This is a genomic window from Mycobacterium sp. SMC-8 (genome assembly GCF_025263565.1).
Taxonomy (GTDB): domain Bacteria; phylum Actinomycetota; class Actinomycetes; order Mycobacteriales; family Mycobacteriaceae; genus Mycobacterium.
Window position 1 is genome coordinate 2,766,625 of the sequence record NZ_CP079865.1, and the last position, 16,125, is coordinate 2,782,749.

At 67.9% G+C, this 16,125-nt stretch carries 17 protein-coding genes and 1 pseudogene; 9 read left to right on the forward strand and 9 right to left on the reverse strand.

All coding sequences use genetic code 11. The annotated features are described in order from the left end of the window. Positions 1 to 19: 19 nt before the first annotated feature. The 4 genes and pseudogenes from KXD97_RS13485 to KXD97_RS13500 form a co-directional block, all read right to left on the reverse strand. Positions 20 to 937 (reverse strand): class I SAM-dependent methyltransferase, encoded by a 918-nt coding sequence (locus KXD97_RS13485; protein WP_260757329.1) that lies wholly within the window; start codon positions 935 to 937, stop codon positions 20 to 22. A 5-nt stretch (positions 938 to 942) separates the two neighbouring features. Beyond that, on the reverse strand, positions 943 to 1,854 hold the full coding sequence (locus tag KXD97_RS13490; protein WP_260757330.1) for a class I SAM-dependent methyltransferase: 912 nt from the start codon (positions 1,852 to 1,854) through the stop codon (positions 943 to 945). Positions 1,855 to 2,065: 211 nt separating this feature from the next. Then, positions 2,066 to 2,717, reverse strand: a pseudogene (locus tag KXD97_RS13495) (class I SAM-dependent methyltransferase); the annotation flags it as partial. Between the two features lie 12 nt (positions 2,718 to 2,729). After that, the gene (locus KXD97_RS13500) at positions 2,730 to 3,656 is read right to left on the reverse strand and encodes an SAM-dependent methyltransferase (protein ID WP_260757331.1); all 927 of its coding nucleotides are present in this window, start codon (positions 3,654 to 3,656) and stop codon (positions 2,730 to 2,732) included. Positions 3,657 to 3,899: 243 nt separating this feature from the next. Between KXD97_RS13500 and secY the strand changes: the two genes are divergently transcribed. From secY to KXD97_RS13530, 6 genes are read left to right on the forward strand one after another with little or no spacing between them, the layout of a single operon-like run. Next, positions 3,900 to 5,237 (forward strand): preprotein translocase subunit SecY, encoded by a 1,338-nt coding sequence (gene secY / locus KXD97_RS13505; protein ID WP_260757332.1) that lies wholly within the window; start codon positions 3,900 to 3,902, stop codon positions 5,235 to 5,237. Further along, positions 5,234 to 5,779, forward strand: a complete 546-nt coding sequence (locus KXD97_RS13510) for an adenylate kinase (RefSeq protein WP_260757333.1) — start codon at positions 5,234 to 5,236, stop codon at positions 5,777 to 5,779. The genes secY and KXD97_RS13510 overlap by 4 nt, the downstream gene beginning before the upstream one ends. Beyond that, a complete protein-coding gene (gene map, locus KXD97_RS13515) occupies positions 5,780 to 6,577 on the forward strand; it encodes a type I methionyl aminopeptidase (RefSeq protein WP_260757334.1) in 798 nt (265 codons plus the stop codon). A gap of 52 nt (positions 6,578 to 6,629) precedes the next feature. Then, the gene (locus KXD97_RS13520; RefSeq protein ID WP_260757336.1) at positions 6,630 to 7,139 is read left to right on the forward strand and encodes a sigma-70 family RNA polymerase sigma factor; all 510 of its coding nucleotides are present in this window, start codon (positions 6,630 to 6,632) and stop codon (positions 7,137 to 7,139) included. Next, positions 7,139 to 7,759: an anti-sigma factor gene (locus tag KXD97_RS13525; RefSeq protein WP_260757956.1), complete on the forward strand. Its 621-nt coding sequence runs from the start codon at positions 7,139 to 7,141 to the stop codon at positions 7,757 to 7,759. The genes KXD97_RS13520 and KXD97_RS13525 overlap by 1 nt, the downstream gene beginning before the upstream one ends. A gap of 30 nt (positions 7,760 to 7,789) precedes the next feature. Continuing rightward, positions 7,790 to 8,287 (forward strand): MarR family transcriptional regulator, encoded by a 498-nt coding sequence (locus KXD97_RS13530; protein WP_260757338.1) that lies wholly within the window; start codon positions 7,790 to 7,792, stop codon positions 8,285 to 8,287. Between the two features lie 12 nt (positions 8,288 to 8,299). On the opposite strand, the gene KXD97_RS13535 is transcribed toward KXD97_RS13530, so the two are convergent. Together KXD97_RS13535 and KXD97_RS13540 are read right to left on the reverse strand one after the other, a co-directional pair. Beyond that, on the reverse strand, positions 8,300 to 9,523 hold the full coding sequence (locus KXD97_RS13535; protein WP_260757339.1) for a GAF domain-containing sensor histidine kinase: 1,224 nt from the start codon (positions 9,521 to 9,523) through the stop codon (positions 8,300 to 8,302). Continuing rightward, entirely contained in the window at positions 9,520 to 10,179 is a 660-nt protein-coding gene (locus KXD97_RS13540; protein WP_260757340.1) for a response regulator transcription factor, read from the reverse strand. The genes KXD97_RS13535 and KXD97_RS13540 overlap by 4 nt, the downstream gene beginning before the upstream one ends. 105 nt (positions 10,180 to 10,284) lie before the next feature. Between KXD97_RS13540 and KXD97_RS13545 the strand changes: the two genes are divergently transcribed. Then, entirely contained in the window at positions 10,285 to 11,043 is a 759-nt protein-coding gene (locus KXD97_RS13545) for an HAD family phosphatase (protein WP_260757341.1), read from the forward strand. Between the two features lie 16 nt (positions 11,044 to 11,059). Here KXD97_RS13545 and mmsB read toward each other — a convergent pair whose 3' ends face one another. From mmsB to KXD97_RS13560, 3 genes are read right to left on the reverse strand one after another with little or no spacing between them, the layout of a single operon-like run. Next, a complete protein-coding gene (gene mmsB, locus KXD97_RS13550) occupies positions 11,060 to 11,932 on the reverse strand; it encodes a 3-hydroxyisobutyrate dehydrogenase (protein ID WP_260757342.1) in 873 nt (290 codons plus the stop codon). Between the two features lie 18 nt (positions 11,933 to 11,950). After that, positions 11,951 to 13,114, reverse strand: coding sequence for an acyl-CoA dehydrogenase family protein (locus KXD97_RS13555; protein ID WP_260757343.1), 1,164 nt, complete (start codon positions 13,112 to 13,114; stop codon positions 11,951 to 11,953). 8 nt (positions 13,115 to 13,122) lie between these two features. Next, positions 13,123 to 14,658, reverse strand: coding sequence for a CoA-acylating methylmalonate-semialdehyde dehydrogenase (locus KXD97_RS13560; protein WP_260757344.1), 1,536 nt, complete (start codon positions 14,656 to 14,658; stop codon positions 13,123 to 13,125). 327 nt (positions 14,659 to 14,985) lie between these two features. On the opposite strand from KXD97_RS13560, the gene KXD97_RS13565 reads away from it, so the two are divergent. Both KXD97_RS13565 and KXD97_RS13570 read left to right on the forward strand, forming a co-directional pair. Continuing rightward, positions 14,986 to 15,360 (forward strand): hypothetical protein, encoded by a 375-nt coding sequence (locus KXD97_RS13565; protein ID WP_260757345.1) that lies wholly within the window; start codon positions 14,986 to 14,988, stop codon positions 15,358 to 15,360. Continuing rightward, the gene (locus tag KXD97_RS13570; protein WP_260757346.1) at positions 15,357 to 16,112 is read left to right on the forward strand and encodes an HTTM domain-containing protein; all 756 of its coding nucleotides are present in this window, start codon (positions 15,357 to 15,359) and stop codon (positions 16,110 to 16,112) included. The genes KXD97_RS13565 and KXD97_RS13570 overlap by 4 nt, the downstream gene beginning before the upstream one ends. Positions 16,113 to 16,125 lie beyond the last annotated feature (13 nt).

Sequence of the window (16,125 nt, forward strand, 5' to 3'; positions counted from 1 at the left end):
GGCAGCCAGGCGGCGACAGTTACTGAGCCAAAGTCGCGCTGACGTAGACGATCTCGCCGAGTGGGTCAGTGTCCTCGGCGCCCGCCGGCACGGTTCGGCCGTAGCGCTCGAACAGCTCGAGGCGAGGAGCGCCGGTGACGGTCCAGCCCTTACCGCTCAGATATTCCATGACGTGGCTGCGGGCACCGGCGTACACCAGCGACGGCATGTCGAGATCGAGACCGTAGTCGCGCAACGGTTCGGAGAGCGCGCTCGCCTTGGCCGCGTCGAAATCGATGATGCCGGGCGCGTATTCGGTGGTGATCGTGCTACCCGGCGCGGACAGCGCGGTGATCCGGTCGAACAACGCGTCCTGGGCTTCGGGCGGTAGGTAGATGAGCAGCCCCTCGGCCAGCCACGCGGTGGGCTGTGACGAGTCGAACCCGGCTTCCCGCAACGCCGCGGGCCAGTCCTCGCGAAGGTCGATCGCCACGGGCCGATGGATCGCCGTCGGCGCAGCGCCGAGACCGTTCAATGTCTGAGTCTTGAACGCGATCACCTTCGGCTGGTCGAGCTCGTAGACGACGGTGCCCGCCGGCCACGCCAGTCGGTAGGCGCGGGCATCCAGCCCGGAGGCCAGGATCACGACCTGCGCGACACCGGCGGCTGTCGCCGCCACGCAACAGTCGTCGAAGAACTTGGTGCGCACCGCCATTCCGTCGATCATCGCCTGCGCACGCTCTGCCGAACTGTCGGGGAACTGCGACAGGTCGATCTCACCGTCGAGCAGCTTCGTGAAGAACTCGATGCCGACGGCCCGAACCAGAGGTTCGGCGAACGGGTCGTTGATCAGCGGGTCGGGATCGGCACTGGCCGCCGCCCGGCCGGTCGCGACCAGCGTCGCCGTCGCTCCCACGCTGGAGGCCAGATCCCAGGAATCGTCTGCGGTGCGCGCCATGGGTTCTATCCCAACGTCGCTGTGAGGTAACCGGAATCGCCGACCATCGCGCGCAGCGCGTCGTCGACGGGCTCAAAACCGTTCTGGACGTAGGCCTGCGAGCTCGTCAGTACCTCCGTCTGCCAACCCTGCGCGCGCAGGTGGTCGCCGGCGCTCGCGCGGGGTCCGTTGTAGAACAGCTCCTCGAGGTTGATGTCGCTGCCGTGCCTGCGGGCGCGCGCGGTCATCGCCTTGGCCCAGTCGCCGGTCATCGCCTTGATGTCCATGTGCTCAGTGGCCAGCCGGCTGCCGGGCGCGCTGAGATCCGAGATGTTGTCCAGCAGCCGGTCCTGCGCCTCGGGCGGCAGGTAGATGAGCAGCCCCTCGGCGATCCACGCCGTCGGAGTCGACCGGTCGAAACCCGTCTCGTGCAACGCTTTCGGCCAATCCTCGCGAAGATCGATCCCGACGGTCCTACGGTCGGTGGTGGGCGCTGCGCCGGCATCGTCGAGGACCCGGGTCTTGAACTCGATGACGGACGGCTGGTCGATCTCGTAGACGACGGTGCCCGCGGGCCAGGCCAGCCGGTAGGCCCTGGTGTCGAGCCCCGAGGCCAGGATGACGGCCTGGCGGATACCGGCGGCGCCCGCGTCGGTGAAGAAGTCGTCGAAGAAGCGGGTGCGCACCGCGATGTGGCTCTTCATCTGGTCGGCGCCGAACAGCGGATCATCGTCGGCGCCGACCGTGAAGTCGATCTCGCCCGTGGCGACCTTGACGAAGTGCGGGATGCCGACGGCCTCGACGAGGAGCTCGGCATACGGGTCGTGGATCAGCGGGTCGGGAGCTCGGCTCGCGAACGCCCGGGACGCGGCCACCGACGTTGCGGTGGCGCCGACGCTCGAGGTCAGATCCCAGGTGTCCCCATCAGTGCGTGTCATGAGAGTTCCTTTCGGGGAGGTCTGCGGTAAGCGCTATCGAATCACGCAGCGCGGCAAGGCGTTCGGGGGCGTGGAACTTGCGGCCGTACTTCGCGAAAACGTCGGGCCGCGGTGTGGAACAGGCTCGCCACGTCGAGATCCAGACCTTGGTCCTGAAACTGATCGCGCAGGCCCCAGCCGCGTTCGCCGATGCTCGCCCCGGCATCGGGGTGGTACTCGGTGGCCAGCCTGCTACCCGGCGCGCTCAGGTGGGTGATCTCGTCGAACAGCCGGTCCTGCGCATCCGGCGGCAGATAGACGAGCAGCCCCTCGGCGATCCACGCGGTCGGCACGTCCGCGTCGAAGCCGGCCTCGCGCAACGCGGCCGGCCAGTCGTCGCGCAGGTCGACCGCAACGGTGTGCAGTTGTGCAGCAGGCTGGGCGCCCAGTGCCGCCAGCGTCGCCGTCTTGAACTCGATGACGGCGGGCTGGTCGATCTCGAACACGGTGGTGCCCGTCGGCCAATCCAGCCGGTAGGCGCGGGAGTCCAGCCCCGACGCCAGGATGACGGCCTGCGTGATCTGTTGCGGCCCGGCTCCACACGCGTCGGCGAAGAAGTCGTCGAAGAACCGCGTCCGGACTGCCATCACGTCCGTCATTAACGAGGCTCCCCCGGAGTCGTCACCGGAGGCGTAGTCGATCTCTCCGGCGACGACCTTGGTGAAGAACTCGATCCCGACCGCGCGCACCAATGGTGCTGCATACGGGTCGTCAATCAGCGGCGCGGGTTCGCGGCTGGCGATGGCGCGCGCAGCGGCGACCATCGTCGCCGTCGCCCCGACGCTCGACGTAAGATCCCAGGAGTCGCCCTCGGTGCGTGCCATCTGCGGTCCCCTCTACTTGCTCGCGTTGACGTACCGCACGTCGCCGAAGCGCTCGTCGGGGCTCAACGACGTCAGGCCGTACCGGGTCAGCAGGTCGTTGGTGGGTGTCGCGTCCACGGTCCAGCCGCGGTCGCGCAGGTACTCGTCGACCTCCGCGCGATCCCCGGTGAACACGAGGTCGGAGAAGTCGATGTCGAACCCGTGGGCCCGCCAGCGGTCGGTGGACTCCTTCATCTGCTCGCGCAGCTCGTCGTCGTCGACGTCCTGATGAGTGGGCACGGCCTCGACCGCCAGCCGGCTGCCCGCCGGGCTCAGCTCGGTGATCGTGTCCAGCAGCCGGTCCTGCGCTTCCGGCGGCAGGTAGCCCAGCAGCCCCTCGGCGATCCACGCCGTCGGCGCGCTCGCATCGAAGCCGGCCTCGGCCAGCGCCGCGGGCCAGTCGTTGCGCAGATCGATGGCGACCGTCTTCAACGTCGTCGACGGGGCGGCGCCGAGGTCGGCCAGCGTCCGGGCCTTGAACTCCAGCACCTCGGGCTGGTCGATCTCGAACAGCGTCATGTCCTGCGGCCACGTCAGCCGGTAGGCGCGGGCGTCCAGGCCGGAGGCCAGGATGACGCCCTGCCGGACACCGGCGGCGATCGCGGCGGCGAAGAAGTCGTCGAAGAACCGGGTGCGGGCGGCCATGCCGTCGGCGAACCGGCTCATCCCGACGGGGGACTCGCCGCCGTCACGGGCGTCCAGTTCGGCCGTCGTCAGCTCACCGGTGGCCAGACGGGTGAAGAAGTCGACCCCGACCGCGCGCACCAGCGGTTCGGCGAACGGATCGTCGATCACGGGCTGCTCGGCACGGGTGGCCACCGCGCGTGCGGCGGCGACCATCGTCGCGGTCGCACCCACGCTCGAGGCGAGGTCCCAGGTGTCGTTGTCGGTACGTGGCATGCGCGGAAATCCTGTTCCTATTAATTAGCCAGGTTAATAACTGCTTTCGAATGTACGCCGATTCCGGGGCCGCCGGATTCGGGGCAACCAACCTGCAACTGTTAGTCTCGTAGACTGTTTGAACGCGTGACTTGCGCAGGCTGTTCTGCCTGCTCGTGCCGTCGCGCCCACGCCTTAACCACGACGCTGGTTCCGCCAGCCACATGAGCACGCCGAGATCGACCGGCCGTGCAGGAGGAAAGAGTGCTCTCGGCTTTCATCTCATCACTGCGGACAGTCGATCTGAGGCGAAAGATCCTGTTCACGCTCGGCATCGTGATCCTCTACCGGGTCGGCGCCTCGGTGCCGTCGCCGGGGGTGAACTACCCGAACGTGCAGCAGTGCATCGCCCAGGTCAGCGGCGGCGAGTCCGGACAGATCTACTCGCTGATCAACCTGTTCTCCGGCGGCGCGCTGCTGCAGCTGTCGGTGTTCGCGGTGGGCATCATGCCCTACATCACCGCGAGCATCATCGTGCAGCTGCTCGGCGTGGTGATCCCGCGCTTCGAGCAGCTGCGCAAAGAGGGGCAGGCAGGCCAGACGAAGCTCACTCAGTACACCCGCTACCTCGCGATCGCGCTGGCGATCCTGCAGGCGACCAGCATCGTGGCGCTGGCCGCCAACGGTGGGCTGCTGCAGGGTTGTGCGCTCGACATCATCGAGGGACAGAGCGAGGGCCTCAACATCGGCACCCTGGCCGTCATCGTCATCGTCATGACCGCCGGCGCGGCGCTGGTCATGTGGATGGGCGAGCTCGTCACCGAGCGCGGCGTCGGCAACGGCATGTCGCTGATCATCTTCGCCAGCATCGCGGCGTCGATCCCGGGTGAGGGCAAGAACATCCTGGACAGCCGCGGTGGCATGGTCTTCACGCTGGTGTGTCTCGCGGCCGTCGCGATCGTCGTCGGCGTGGTCTTCGTCGAGCAGGGTCAACGCCGTATCCCGGTCCAGTACGCCAAGCGCATGGTGGGCCGCAAGATGTACGGCGGCACGTCGACCTACCTGCCGTTGAAGGTCAACCAGGCCGGCGTCATCCCGGTCATCTTCGCGTCGTCGCTGATCTACATCCCGCACCTGATCACCCAGCTGATCACCAGCGCCAGCGACACCCCGAGCACCGGGTGGTGGCAGACCTTCGTCGCTGAGTACCTGACCGACCCGAGCAGCCCGGTCTACATAGCGATCTACTTCGGCCTGATCGTGTTCTTCACCTACTTCTACGTGTCGATCACGTTCAACCCCGAGGAACGCGCCGACGAGATGAAGAAGTACGGCGGCTTCATCCCCGGCATCCGCCCGGGCAAGCCGACCGCCGACTACCTGCGGTTCGTGCTGTCTCGCATTACGCTGCCGGGCTCGATTTACCTCGGCATCATCGCCGTGCTGCCGAACCTGTTCCTTGAGATCGGCAACACCGGTTCGGTGCAGAACCTGCCGTTCGGAGGTACCGCCGTCCTCATCGCCGTGGGCGTCGCGCTCGACACCGTCAAGCAAATCGAAAGCCAGCTCATGCAGCGCAACTATGAAGGGTTCCTCAAGTGAGAATCGTGTTGTTGGGACCGCCCGGCGCGGGCAAGGGTACGCAGGCCGCGAAGCTGGCGGAGAAGCTCGGCATCCCGCACATCTCGACCGGCGATCTGTTCCGTCACAACATCAGCAACAACACCGAGCTGGGCATCGAGGCCAAGAAGTATCTCGACGCCGGAGACCTGGTCCCGGCCACGCTCACCAACGCGCTGGTCGACGACCGCCTCGACGACGAGGACGCCAAGCAGGGCTTCATCCTCGACGGCTTCCCGCGCTCGGTGGAGCAGGCCAAGGCCCTTGCCGAGATGCTGGAGAAGCGCGGCCAGGCGCTCGACGCGGTGGTCGAGTTCCGGGTCCCGGAGGAGGAACTGGTCTCCCGTCTGAAGGGCCGCGGTCGCGCCGACGACACCGAGGACGTGATCCGCAACCGGTTCAAGGTCTACCGGGACGAGACCGCGCCGCTGCTGGACTACTACTCCGCCGACCTCAAGACCGTCGACGCCGTCGGCGAGCTCGACAAGGTCTTCGAGCGGGCGCTCACCGCGCTCGGCCGCTGAATGGTCTCCATTCCCGGGCTCCGCAGCCGCAAGGTCGTTCCCCAGCGCACCGCCGGTGAGCTGGACGCGATGGCCGCCGCCGGCGCGCTGGTCGCCGCCGCCCTGCGCGCGGTGCGGGCCGCGGCCGCGCCGGGCGTGTCCACGCTCGAGCTCGACGCCGTCGCCGAATCAGTGATCCGGGACGGCGGAGGTGTTCCGTCCTTCCTCGGCTACCACGGCTTCCCGGCGTCGATCTGCGCGTCGGTGAACGACCGCGTGGTGCACGGCATCCCGACCGCTGACGAGAAGCTGGCCGCCGGGGATCTGGTGTCGATCGACTGCGGCGCCATCCTCGACGGCTGGCACGGCGACTCCGCGGTCACGTTCGGCGTCGGCGACGTCATCGCCGTCGACGATGCGCTGTCGGCCGCCACCCGGGAATCCATGGAGGCCGGCATCGCCGCCATGGTGCCGGGCAACCGGCTGACCGACGTCTCGCACGCGATCGAGCAGGGCACCCGGGCCGCGGCGAAGCGGCACGGCCGCACGTTCGGCATCGTCGCCGGTTACGGCGGCCACGGCATTGGCCGCGAGATGCACATGGACCCGTTTTTGCCCAATGAGGGGTCACCGGGCCGCGGTCCGTACCTGGCCCCGGGCTCGGTGCTGGCCATCGAGCCGATGCTCACCCTCGGGACGAGCAAGACGATCGTGCTCGACGACGGCTGGACCGTCGTCACCGCCGACGGCTCCCGCGCGGCACACTGGGAGCACACTGTCGCGGTCACCGACGACGGACCGAGGATTCTGACCGCCTGAGACCGGTCTGAACCGATCGTCCTCCGCCGTCGTGTCGTAGACGGAGGACGTGATGGACGATCCGGCGACGATGCGGGCGCTCTACGACGAGCATGCGGCCGCGCTCTGGAGTTACGCGCTGCGGCTGACCGGTGATCGGGCCAGGGCCGAGGACATCGTGCAGGAGACGCTGCTGAGGGCGTGGCGCCACCCCGAGGTCACCGCCGACGCCGACCGCTCGGCGCGGGCCTGGCTGTTCACCGTCGCGCGCAACATGATCATCGACGAACACCGCAGCGCCCGGTCCCGTCACGAGACCGGGATGCCCGACGTCGAGTATGTCGCCGACCGGGCCTCACCCGACGAGTCGGACACCACGCTGAACCGGATGTTGCTGCGCACCGCGCTGGGCAGGCTGTCCGACGAACACCGGGCCGTCGTGCGGCGGGCCTACTACCAGGGCTGGACCACGGGACAGATCGCCGCGGACCTGAGGATCCCGGAGGGCACCGTGAAGTCCCGGCTGCACTACGCAGTCCGCGCGCTGCGGCTCGGACTGCAGGAGATGGGGGTGACGCCGTGATGCAGGACCGCTACCTGACCTGGGACGCCGCGTATGTACTGGGCGCGCTGGACGGCGACGAACGTCGCGAGTACGAACACCACCTGGCCGGCTGTCGGCACTGCCGCTCGGCGGTCACCGAGATCAGCGACATGCCGAAGATGCTGGCCGGGCTGGAGATTGACGACGTCACCGCGATCGAGCGCGCCGCGGTGCGGCACCGCCGCACCCGGTGGCTCACCACGGCCGCCGTCGGGGTGGCCGCGGCGGCGCTGGCCGTCGCGCTGGTGCTCGCGATCCGGCCGCAGGCCGATCAGACCGTCGCGCAGATGCAGGAGATGACCAAGGTCGCCGAGACGCCGATCAACGCGAGCATCGCGCTCGAAGGCTACGGATGGGGCACCCGCATCGACATGGCCTGTTCGTACGGGGACTGGGGACGCCGGGACGCGCCCCCACAGAACCTCGGCATGGTGGTGATCGGCCACGACGGGAGCCGCAGCGAGATCGCCACCTGGCTGGGCGTCTCGGGTGCCACCGCGCTGCCCAGCGCCACCACCCCGATGGCCGTCACGCAGATCGCGGCCGTGCAATTGGTGTCGGCGGCCGACGGGACGGTGCTGCTGGAACGGCGGTTGTGACCCGGTGCGCGCCGTGCGGTAAGAAGAGGCGTGGCATCCGAACGGCGCGACCCGATCGCCACCGCGCGCGCGAACTGGGAACGCTCCGGGTGGGGGGACGTCGCCGACGGGATGGTCGCGGTCACCTCGGTGATGCGGGCCCATCAGATCCTGCTGGCCCGGGTGGAGACCGCGCTGCGGCCCTACGACCTGAGTTTCTCGCGGTTCGAGCTGCTGCGCCTGCTGGCCTTCAGCCGCACCGGCGCGCTGCCGATCACCAAGGCCTCCGACCGGCTGCAGGTGCACGTCACCAGCGTCACGCACGCGATCCGCCGGTTGGAGGCCGACGGTCTGGTCGAACGCGTGCCGCACCCGACCGACGGCCGCACCACGCTGGTGCGGATCACCGAGCTGGGCCGCTCGACGGTCGAGGATGCGACGGTGACGCTGAACACCGACGTGTTCGCCGACATCGGTATCTCGACCGAACAGTCCCGGATGCTGGCCGAGGCGATCCAGACCCTGCGCCACAGCGCCGGCGACTTCTGAGGGGTCAGCGGGTCACGGGCGGTCGGTGTCCGCAGCGGGGTGGGTGACCGGGGGCAGCGGGATGGTCGCGGTGACCGTGGTGCCGGATCCGGGCCGGGAACGGATGTTGAGCCGGCCGCCGACGATCTCCGCGCGCTCGGCCATCGACAGCAGCCCGTATCCGCCCATCTCGTCACTGCCCAACGGATGTTCGAAGGTGTCGAAACCGACTCCGTCGTCGGCGATCTCAAGTCTGGCCGTGTTGTCGTCGACCCGGAAGACCAGCCGGGCGAGCGAGGCGTGGGCGTGCTTGACGACGTTCTGCAGGCATTCCTGCGCGATGCGGTACAGGGCCAGCTCGATGTGGTCGGGCAGGCGGGTGTCGTCGAGGTCGACGTCGATCGTGATCTGCGGGATCGAACGGGCCAGGCTGGCCAGCCCGCCGGAGAGTCCGAGGTCGTCGAGCACCGGCGGGCGCAACCCGCTGATCGCGGCGCGGGCTTCCTGCAGCGTCAGCTCGGCGAGCTCCCGGGCCCGGTCCAGCTGCTCGTGCAGGGCGTCCCGATCGCCCGGTGATCTCGCGGCCTGAGCGGCGGCGTCGAGGCGGTAGGACAGCGTGACCAGGCGCTGGGAGATGCCGTCGTGGATGTCGCCGGCGAGCCTGCGGCGCTCCAGTTCCTGCGCCTCGATCACCTGCTCGACGAAGTTCTCGTGCGCACGCTCGCGCGCCACCAGCTGCCGGTGCAGCCGGGCCTGGTGCATCGCACCGGCGATCAGGCGACCGATGACCAGCAGCAGTTCCACATCGCGGTCGCCGAAGTCGCGCTCGGCCACGGTGTGCACGTTGAGCACGCCGACCAGTCCGCCCGGGTCGGTCTCCATCGGCACCGACACCATCGAGGTGAAATCGCGGCCGCGCAGCGACTGGAACGGCAGGTAGCGAGGGTCGGACTCCTTGTCCTTCTTGATCACCACCGGCTGCCGGTTGCCGGCTACCCAACCTGAAATGCCCTGTCCCAGTGGCAATCTGATCTTGCCGACCTCCGAGTCGAACGGCGGGGTGGCGCCGGCCAGCGTCAGCGAGCGCTCGGTGTCGTCGAGCACGTGCACGAAGCACACGTCGGAGTCGGTGGCCGCGGTGATCATCCTGGCCGCCGCGGCGGCCAGCGGCTCGACGCCAGGACCGCTGGATGCGGCCCTGATGAGTTCGCGCAGCAGCGCGAGCTCGCGGTCGGCGGTCAGCAGTGGCCGGGTCACTGGTAGATGCCTTCCCGCAGCGCGGTGGCCACGGCGCCGGTGCGGTCGGACACGCCGAGCTTGCGGTAGATGGAGCTCAGGTGGGTCTTGACGGTTTCGTCGCCGATGATGAGCCTGGCGGCGATGGCGCGGTTGGACAGTCCGTTGACCACCAGTGCCAGGATCTCGCTCTCCCGCTGGGTCAGACCGTGCCGGGCGCCGGGCCAGAATTCGTCGCGCTGCATCCGGGCCGCGGTGTCGGCGGCCCGGGCCGCCATGCTCGGGTCGATCGCGGTCTGGCCGCCGTGCACGTACTCGAGCTGTTTGACCAGCTCCTCGCTGCTGATGCTCTTGAGCAGGTAGCCCGATGCGCCGACCCGCAGCGCCTGGTACAGGTACTGCTCGTCGTCGTAGACCGACAGCATCACCACCTTGCGGCCGGGGTCGCGCTCGCGCAACTGCTGGCACACGTCCAAGCCGCTGGAGCCCTGCATGCGCACATCGCAGAGCACGATGTCGGGGTCCAGGCCGGCGACCACGCCCAGCACGTGGTCTGCGCCCACCGCCTGGCCGACCACGGTGACCCGGTCGCTGAACGCGGCGAGCATGGCCTTGAGGCCCTCGATGACCATCTCGTGGTCGTCGACCAGCACGATGCGCACCGGATCGGCAGCCATGGCCCCCACCTTAGAGGCGCGCCGGCGGGTCGCTGCCCAACTTGGCCCGGATAATCCCCCGCGCGGGGGAGGCGGATCAGGTGTGACGTGCGCCACGATCTGATTGTGCAATCGACAGAGCAGAGAGCATGGCGAGCCGGCCGATTCTGGTGGGACTGGCCCCAGCCCAGCGGCGCCCCGGCCCAGCCGATGAAGAAGCTGCGCGCGGTGATCTTCGATCTCGACGCGCTCGCCGACATCGAGGACGCCGGTCACCGGCCCGCCTACAACAAGGCGTTCGCCGAGCTCGGATTGGACATCGAGTGGACCTCCGCGCGCTACCGGCAACTGCAGGCGCTGCCCGACGAACGTCGCCGCGTGGCCGCTGAACTGCGCAAGCGGGGCGTGATGACCGAATGCGACGTGCTCGCCGAGCTGCTGGTCGACGAGATCTGCGCGACGAAGGCGATGATCCTCGACGAGACGGTGCTCGACGCCGACATCACGGCGCGGCCGGGGATGGCGGAGCTCATCGCCGAGGCCTACGGTGCCGGCATCGGCGTCGGGCTGATCAGCACGGGCAGCCATACCTGGGTCGAACCGCTGGTGCGGCAACTCGTCGGCGACGGCGTGGTGACCACGATCGTCACCACCGACGACGCCCCGCGCGGTGAGCTGTACGCGGCCATGCTGGCCGAACTCGGCGCCCCTGCGCAGGAGTGTCTGGCGTTCGCGGGGTCGCAGGAGAGCCGACGGGCGGCCGCGGCCACCGGCGTGGCGACCGTCCTGATCGACAGCGACGCAGCGGCCCCGCGGTGTGTCGGCGACTGTCAGCGCCTGCACGACTCGTGGAACGACACGCACCGCAGCCCAACGGCCGCCTGAGCGGTGCGGCGCGGGCTCAACCGCGCAGCATCTCGATGATCGCGCTGAAGTCCTTATCGGCGTGGTTCTTGGTGAACTGCTCGTAGATCTCGGCGGCGTGGGTGCCCAGCGGCGCCGACGCCCCGGTCGAGTTCACCGCGGCCATCGCCAGGCCGAGGTCCTTGTTCATCAGTGCCGTCGCGAAGCCGGGCTTGAAATCGTTGTTCGCCGGTGACGTCGGAACCGGCCCGGGCACGGGGCAGTTGGTGTGCACGGCCCAGCAGTTTCCGGTGGCACCGGTGATCACGTCGAACAGCGACTGGGCGGGTAGCCCGAGCTTCTCGGCGAGCACGAACGCCTCGCCGATCGCGATCTGCTGCACGGCGAGGACCATGTTGTTGCACAGCTTCGCGGCCTGCCCGGCGCCGGAGGCGCCGCAGTGGATGATCTTGCCCGCCATGGGTTCCAGCACCGGCTTGGCGCGCTCGAACGCGTCGTTCTCGCCGCCGACCATGAACGCCAGCGTGCCCGCCGTGGCGCCCTTGATGCCGCCGGAGACCGGCGCGTCGATCTGGGACAGTCCCTTGTCGGTCGCCTGGGTATGGATGGCGCGGGCGTCGTCGACCGAGATCGTGGACGTGTCGATCAGCAGGGCGCCCGCCTTGGCCGCCGGCACCACCTCGTCATACACGGTCTTGACGATGGTGCCGTTGGGCAGCGACGTGATCACCACGTCGGCGTCGGCGACCGCGGCCGCGGCGCTGTCGAAAACGCTCGCGCCCTTGGCTTTTGCCGCCGCCTTCAGGTCGTCGACCAGGTCGAAGGCGTGCACGGCGTGCCCGGCCGCCACAAGGTTCGCCGCCATCGGGCCGCCCATGTTGCCCAGGCCCAGGAACGCGATCGTCGTCATAGAGTCTGACCTCCCTTGTCAGCAAGCGCGGGCACGGGCAGCGGCGGACCGCCCGATCACCACGCGCATGATTTCGTTGGTGCCCTCCAGGATGCGATGCACCCGCAGATCGCGCACGATCTTCTCCAGCCCGTATTCGCGCAGGTAGCCGTAGCCGCCGTGCAATTGCAGGGCCTGGTCGGCGACCTCGAAGCAGGCGTCGGTGACATAGCGTTTGGCCATCGCGCACAACTCGACGCGCTCCGGGTGCTCGTTGTCCAAAGCCGTTGCCGCGCGCCACAACAACGCCCGTGACGTCTCCAGCGCGGTGGCCATGTCGGCGAGCGTGAACCGGATGGTCGGCTCGTCGAGCAGGGACCCGCCGAACGCCTGCCGGTCGGCCAGGTACGCCACCGACTTGTCGTAGGCCGCCTGCGCGCCGCCCAGCGAGCAGGCCGCAATGTTGATGCGTCCGCCGTTGAGACCCTTCATCGCGATGCCGAACCCGGTGCCCTCACCCTCGGTTCCGCCGAGCAGAGCGTCGGCGGGCACCCGGGCGCCTTCGAAGATGACCTGCTTGGTGGGCTGGGCGTTCCAGCCCATCTTCACCTCGTCGGTGCCGAAGCTCAGGCCCAGGGTGTCCTTCGGAACCACGAACGTCGAGATGCCGCGCGGTCCGTCATCGCCGGTGCGGGCCATCACCACGTAGACCTCGGAGGTGCCCGCACCCGAGATGAACTGCTTCACCCCGTCCAGGACGAAATCCGACCCAGAGCGAACCGCCCTGGTGCGCAAGGCGCTTGCATCCGATCCGGCGCCCGGTTCGGTCAGGCAGTAACTGGCGATCGTCTCCATGGACGCCATCCGTGGCACCCATTCCTTGCGCTGCTCCTCGGTGCCGAAGCTGTCGACCATCCACGCGCACATGTTGTGGATCGACAGGAACGCCGCGACGGTCGGATCGGCGGTCGCCAGCTTCTCGAAGATGCGTACCGCGTCGATACGCCGCAGCTCGCTGCCGCCCACGTCGTCGCGGCAGTAGATCGCCGCCATGCCGAGTTCGGCGGCCTCGCGCAGCACGTCGGTGGGGAAGTGGTGCGTTTCGTCCCACTCCAGCGCGTGCGGTGCCAGCCGCTTCTCCGCGAACGCGGCCGCCGTCTCGACGATGACGCGTTCGTCCTCGTCCATGCCGAAATAGTCCATTTCCGAATCTATTTCATGGTGGGGATGACGAATTCGGCGCCATCCTTGATGCCCGACGGCCACCGCTCGGTGACGGTCTTGACCTTGGTGTAGAACTGGATCGACGCCGGCCCGTGCTGGTTGAGGTCGCCGAAGCCGGACCGCTTCCAGCCGCCGAAGGTGTGGTAGGCCACCGGGACCGGGATCGGCACGTTCACCCCGACCATGCCGACCTGGACCTTGGACACGAAGTCACGGGCGGCGTCACCGTCGCGGGTGAAGATCGCCACGCCGTTGCCGTACTCGTGCTTGGTCGGCAGGCTCAGCGCTTCTTCGTAGTCCTTGGCGCGCACGATGCACAGCACCGGCCCGAAGATCTCGTCGGTGTAGATCGACATGTCGGTGGTGACGTGGTCGAACAGGGTGGGGCCTATGAAAAATCCGGCAGAAAGCTCCGCTCCGTCAAAGGTCAGCTCGTCGGTGGCGCGCTCGCGCCCGTCGACCACCAGCTCGGCGCCGGCCTCGACACCCTGACGGATGTAGTCACGTACGCGCTCGAGCGCAGCACCGGTGACCAGCGGTCCGTAGTCGGCCTTCGGATCGAGGCTGTGGCCGACCCGGAGCTGATTGACGCGCTCCACCAAGCGATTACGCAGACGGTTCGCGGTCTCTTCGCCGACGGGGACCGCGACGCTGATCGCCATGCAGCGCTCGCCGGCGCTGCCGTAGCCGGCGCCGATCAGCGCGTCGACGGCCTGGTCGAGATCGGCGTCGGGCATGATGATCATGTGGTTCTTCGCGCCGCCGAAGCACTGGGAACGCTTTCCGTGCGCTGCGGCGGTCGAGTAGATGTAGTGCGCGATGTCGGAGCTGCCGACGAAGCCGACGGCCTGGATGTCGGGGTGGGTCAGGATCGCGTCGACCGCTTCCTTGTCGCCCTGGACCACCTGGAAGACACCGGCGGGCAGCCCGGCCTCTCCGAACAGCTCGGCCAGGCGCACCGGCACCGAGGGGTCCCGCTCGGAAGGCTTGAGGATGAACGCGTTTCCGCATGCGAGCGCCGGGCCGGCCTTCCACAGCGGGATCATGGCGGGGAAGTTGAACGGCGTGATTCCGGCGACGACCCCGAGCGGCTGTCGGATGGAGTAGACGTCGATGCCGCTGCCGGCGTTCTCGGTGAACTCACCCTTGAGCAGGTGCGGGATGCCGATCGCGAACTCGATGACCTCGATACCGCGCTGGATGTCGCCCTTGGAGTCGGCGACCGTCTTGCCGTGCTCGATGGAGAGCAGTTCTGCCAATTCCTCGATGTTGGCGTGGACCAGCTCGATGAACTTCATCATCACGCGGGCGCGGCGCTGCGGGTTCCAGGCGGCCCACTCCTTCTGGGCCTCCACGGCCGAGGCGACGGCGGTGTCGACGTCGGCCTTGCTGGCCAGCAGGACCTGCGCCTGAACCTCGCCGGTGCTCGGGTTCAGCACGCCGGCCGTACGAGTGGACGAGAGCTCGCTGCGCTTCCCGTCGATGAAATGGGGGATACGGGCATCCGCTGTCTGTGTGGTCATGGTGAAGCCTTCCGCGTAGATACTTGGATATCCTAGTAATCGTGACCGCGCTTGGCAAGAGGCGGGATTGGCGTCTACGACAAGAGATGTCGGAAGCTGGTCGGAGTGGCTTCGACTTGGTGCGCCAATCAGCTACCGGTGTTCGCTGAAAATTGTATGGTCGGCGCATAACATTTCGCCCGATCCGGCGCCCCAGCTGGTCGGCTCCCAATTGGCATGCAGATGGGACGCGGGATCGCAGCGGTTCGGGGATTCGCTGCGCACGCGCCCATCCGGTTCGTGTCTCGGGCGGATCGTCCGGCGTCGGATATCGGAGGGGACCGTGTCATGCGCGATGTAGTGAAGCGCCCTATTTCGCCGCGGAACCGCATTCTCGCCATGCTGTTCGTCGGCATCCAGATTCTCGTTCCTGCCGGATTTCTTGGGCTCCGCTGGGTGAAAGAGGGTTCGCAGCCGACCACGGAGTTCCCGTTTTCCTGGCAGATGTACAGCAGGGCCTCGAGTATCGAGTACTTCGGCATCGATGATGCCGGCGAAGAAATTGCGCTGAGCACCGAGGGGCTCACCCCTGTCCTCCGCGGCGTCGCGTACGACTACTCGGTCCCTGCGATGTTGTGCGACGCGAACCCCGAGCTGGTCGCGGTGCAGCGGCGGGCGGATGACCCCGAGCTTGACGACTTTACCGAGTTCGTTTCATGTTGAACGTCTTCCGCAGCGCGTTTGGTGCTTTGTGCACATTGAAGGCCGTGTCTTTGCTGATCGGCACGGTTGCGACGGCGGGATCGTTCAGCATTGGTGTACTGGCGGTTGCCTGCGGATTGCTGATGGCCGCGGCCGGCATCGCGCTCATCGTCGGCTATCGCCGGCGCCTCGCAGCATCGGTCGTGGTCGCCACGGGCCTGATGTTCCTGATCCCGTTCGGTGCGTACAACCACCACCTCTACCTGTTGATCCTCATTGCGTTGATCCTCGCGGTCGACATCGAGGTCGCGTTGCTCCTCAAGATTCAGCTCACCATCGTGTACGCGTTCGGGACTCTCGCGAAGGTCAACGACGTCTTCCTTTCCGGCACCGAACTGCACATCTCGATGGTGGAACGGTCTGTATGGGCCACCGTCATCGGGCAGCCGGCTCCTTCAGCGCTGCTGATCCCGATGAGCATCGGCGTCGTCATCGCCGAAGGCTTTCTCGCCGTCGGGTTCTGGTTCCGGAGCACGCGTTGGGTCGCCCTCGTGATCGGCGTTGGGCTCCACTGTTCCATGATGATCCTGCTTTCCGACAGCTTGGCCCGTTTTGTGAATCTGCTGGTCTACGGCGGACTCATGTACACGCTGTACATTCCGTTCTTCAGTGACAAGATCGAACCATGGTGGAACCGGCGCTCCGAGGCGCGGGCCGCGGTTCCACCGGTCCGGCATCCTGCTGATGCTCGCGGAGGAGTCGAACACAGCTGACGGTTCGTCGGCC

Excerpts from the sequence above, each read along its gene's own strand:
- KXD97_RS13485 (WP_260757329.1), bottom strand. The coding sequence starts at position 937 with ATGGCGCGCACCGCAGACGATTCCTGGGATCTGGCCTCCAGCGTGGGA.
- KXD97_RS13490 (WP_260757330.1), bottom strand. The coding sequence starts at position 1,854 with ATGACACGCACTGATGGGGACACCTGGGATCTGACCTCGAGCGTCGGC.
- KXD97_RS13500 (WP_260757331.1), bottom strand. The coding sequence starts at position 3,656 with ATGCCACGTACCGACAACGACACCTGGGACCTCGCCTCGAGCGTGGGT.
- map (WP_260757334.1), top strand. The coding sequence starts at position 5,780 with ATGGTCTCCATTCCCGGGCTCCGCAGCCGCAAGGTCGTTCCCCAGCGC.
- KXD97_RS13520 (WP_260757336.1), top strand. The coding sequence starts at position 6,630 with ATGGACGATCCGGCGACGATGCGGGCGCTCTACGACGAGCATGCGGCC.
- KXD97_RS13525 (WP_260757956.1), top strand. The coding sequence starts at position 7,139 with ATGCAGGACCGCTACCTGACCTGGGACGCCGCGTATGTACTGGGCGCG.
- KXD97_RS13540 (WP_260757340.1), bottom strand. The coding sequence starts at position 10,179 with ATGGCTGCCGATCCGGTGCGCATCGTGCTGGTCGACGACCACGAGATG.
- mmsB (WP_260757342.1), bottom strand. The coding sequence starts at position 11,932 with ATGACGACGATCGCGTTCCTGGGCCTGGGCAACATGGGCGGCCCGATG.
- KXD97_RS13555 (WP_260757343.1), bottom strand. The coding sequence starts at position 13,114 with ATGGACTATTTCGGCATGGACGAGGACGAACGCGTCATCGTCGAGACG.
- KXD97_RS13560 (WP_260757344.1), bottom strand. The coding sequence starts at position 14,658 with ATGACCACACAGACAGCGGATGCCCGTATCCCCCATTTCATCGACGGG.
- KXD97_RS13565 (WP_260757345.1), top strand. The coding sequence starts at position 14,986 with ATGCGCGATGTAGTGAAGCGCCCTATTTCGCCGCGGAACCGCATTCTC.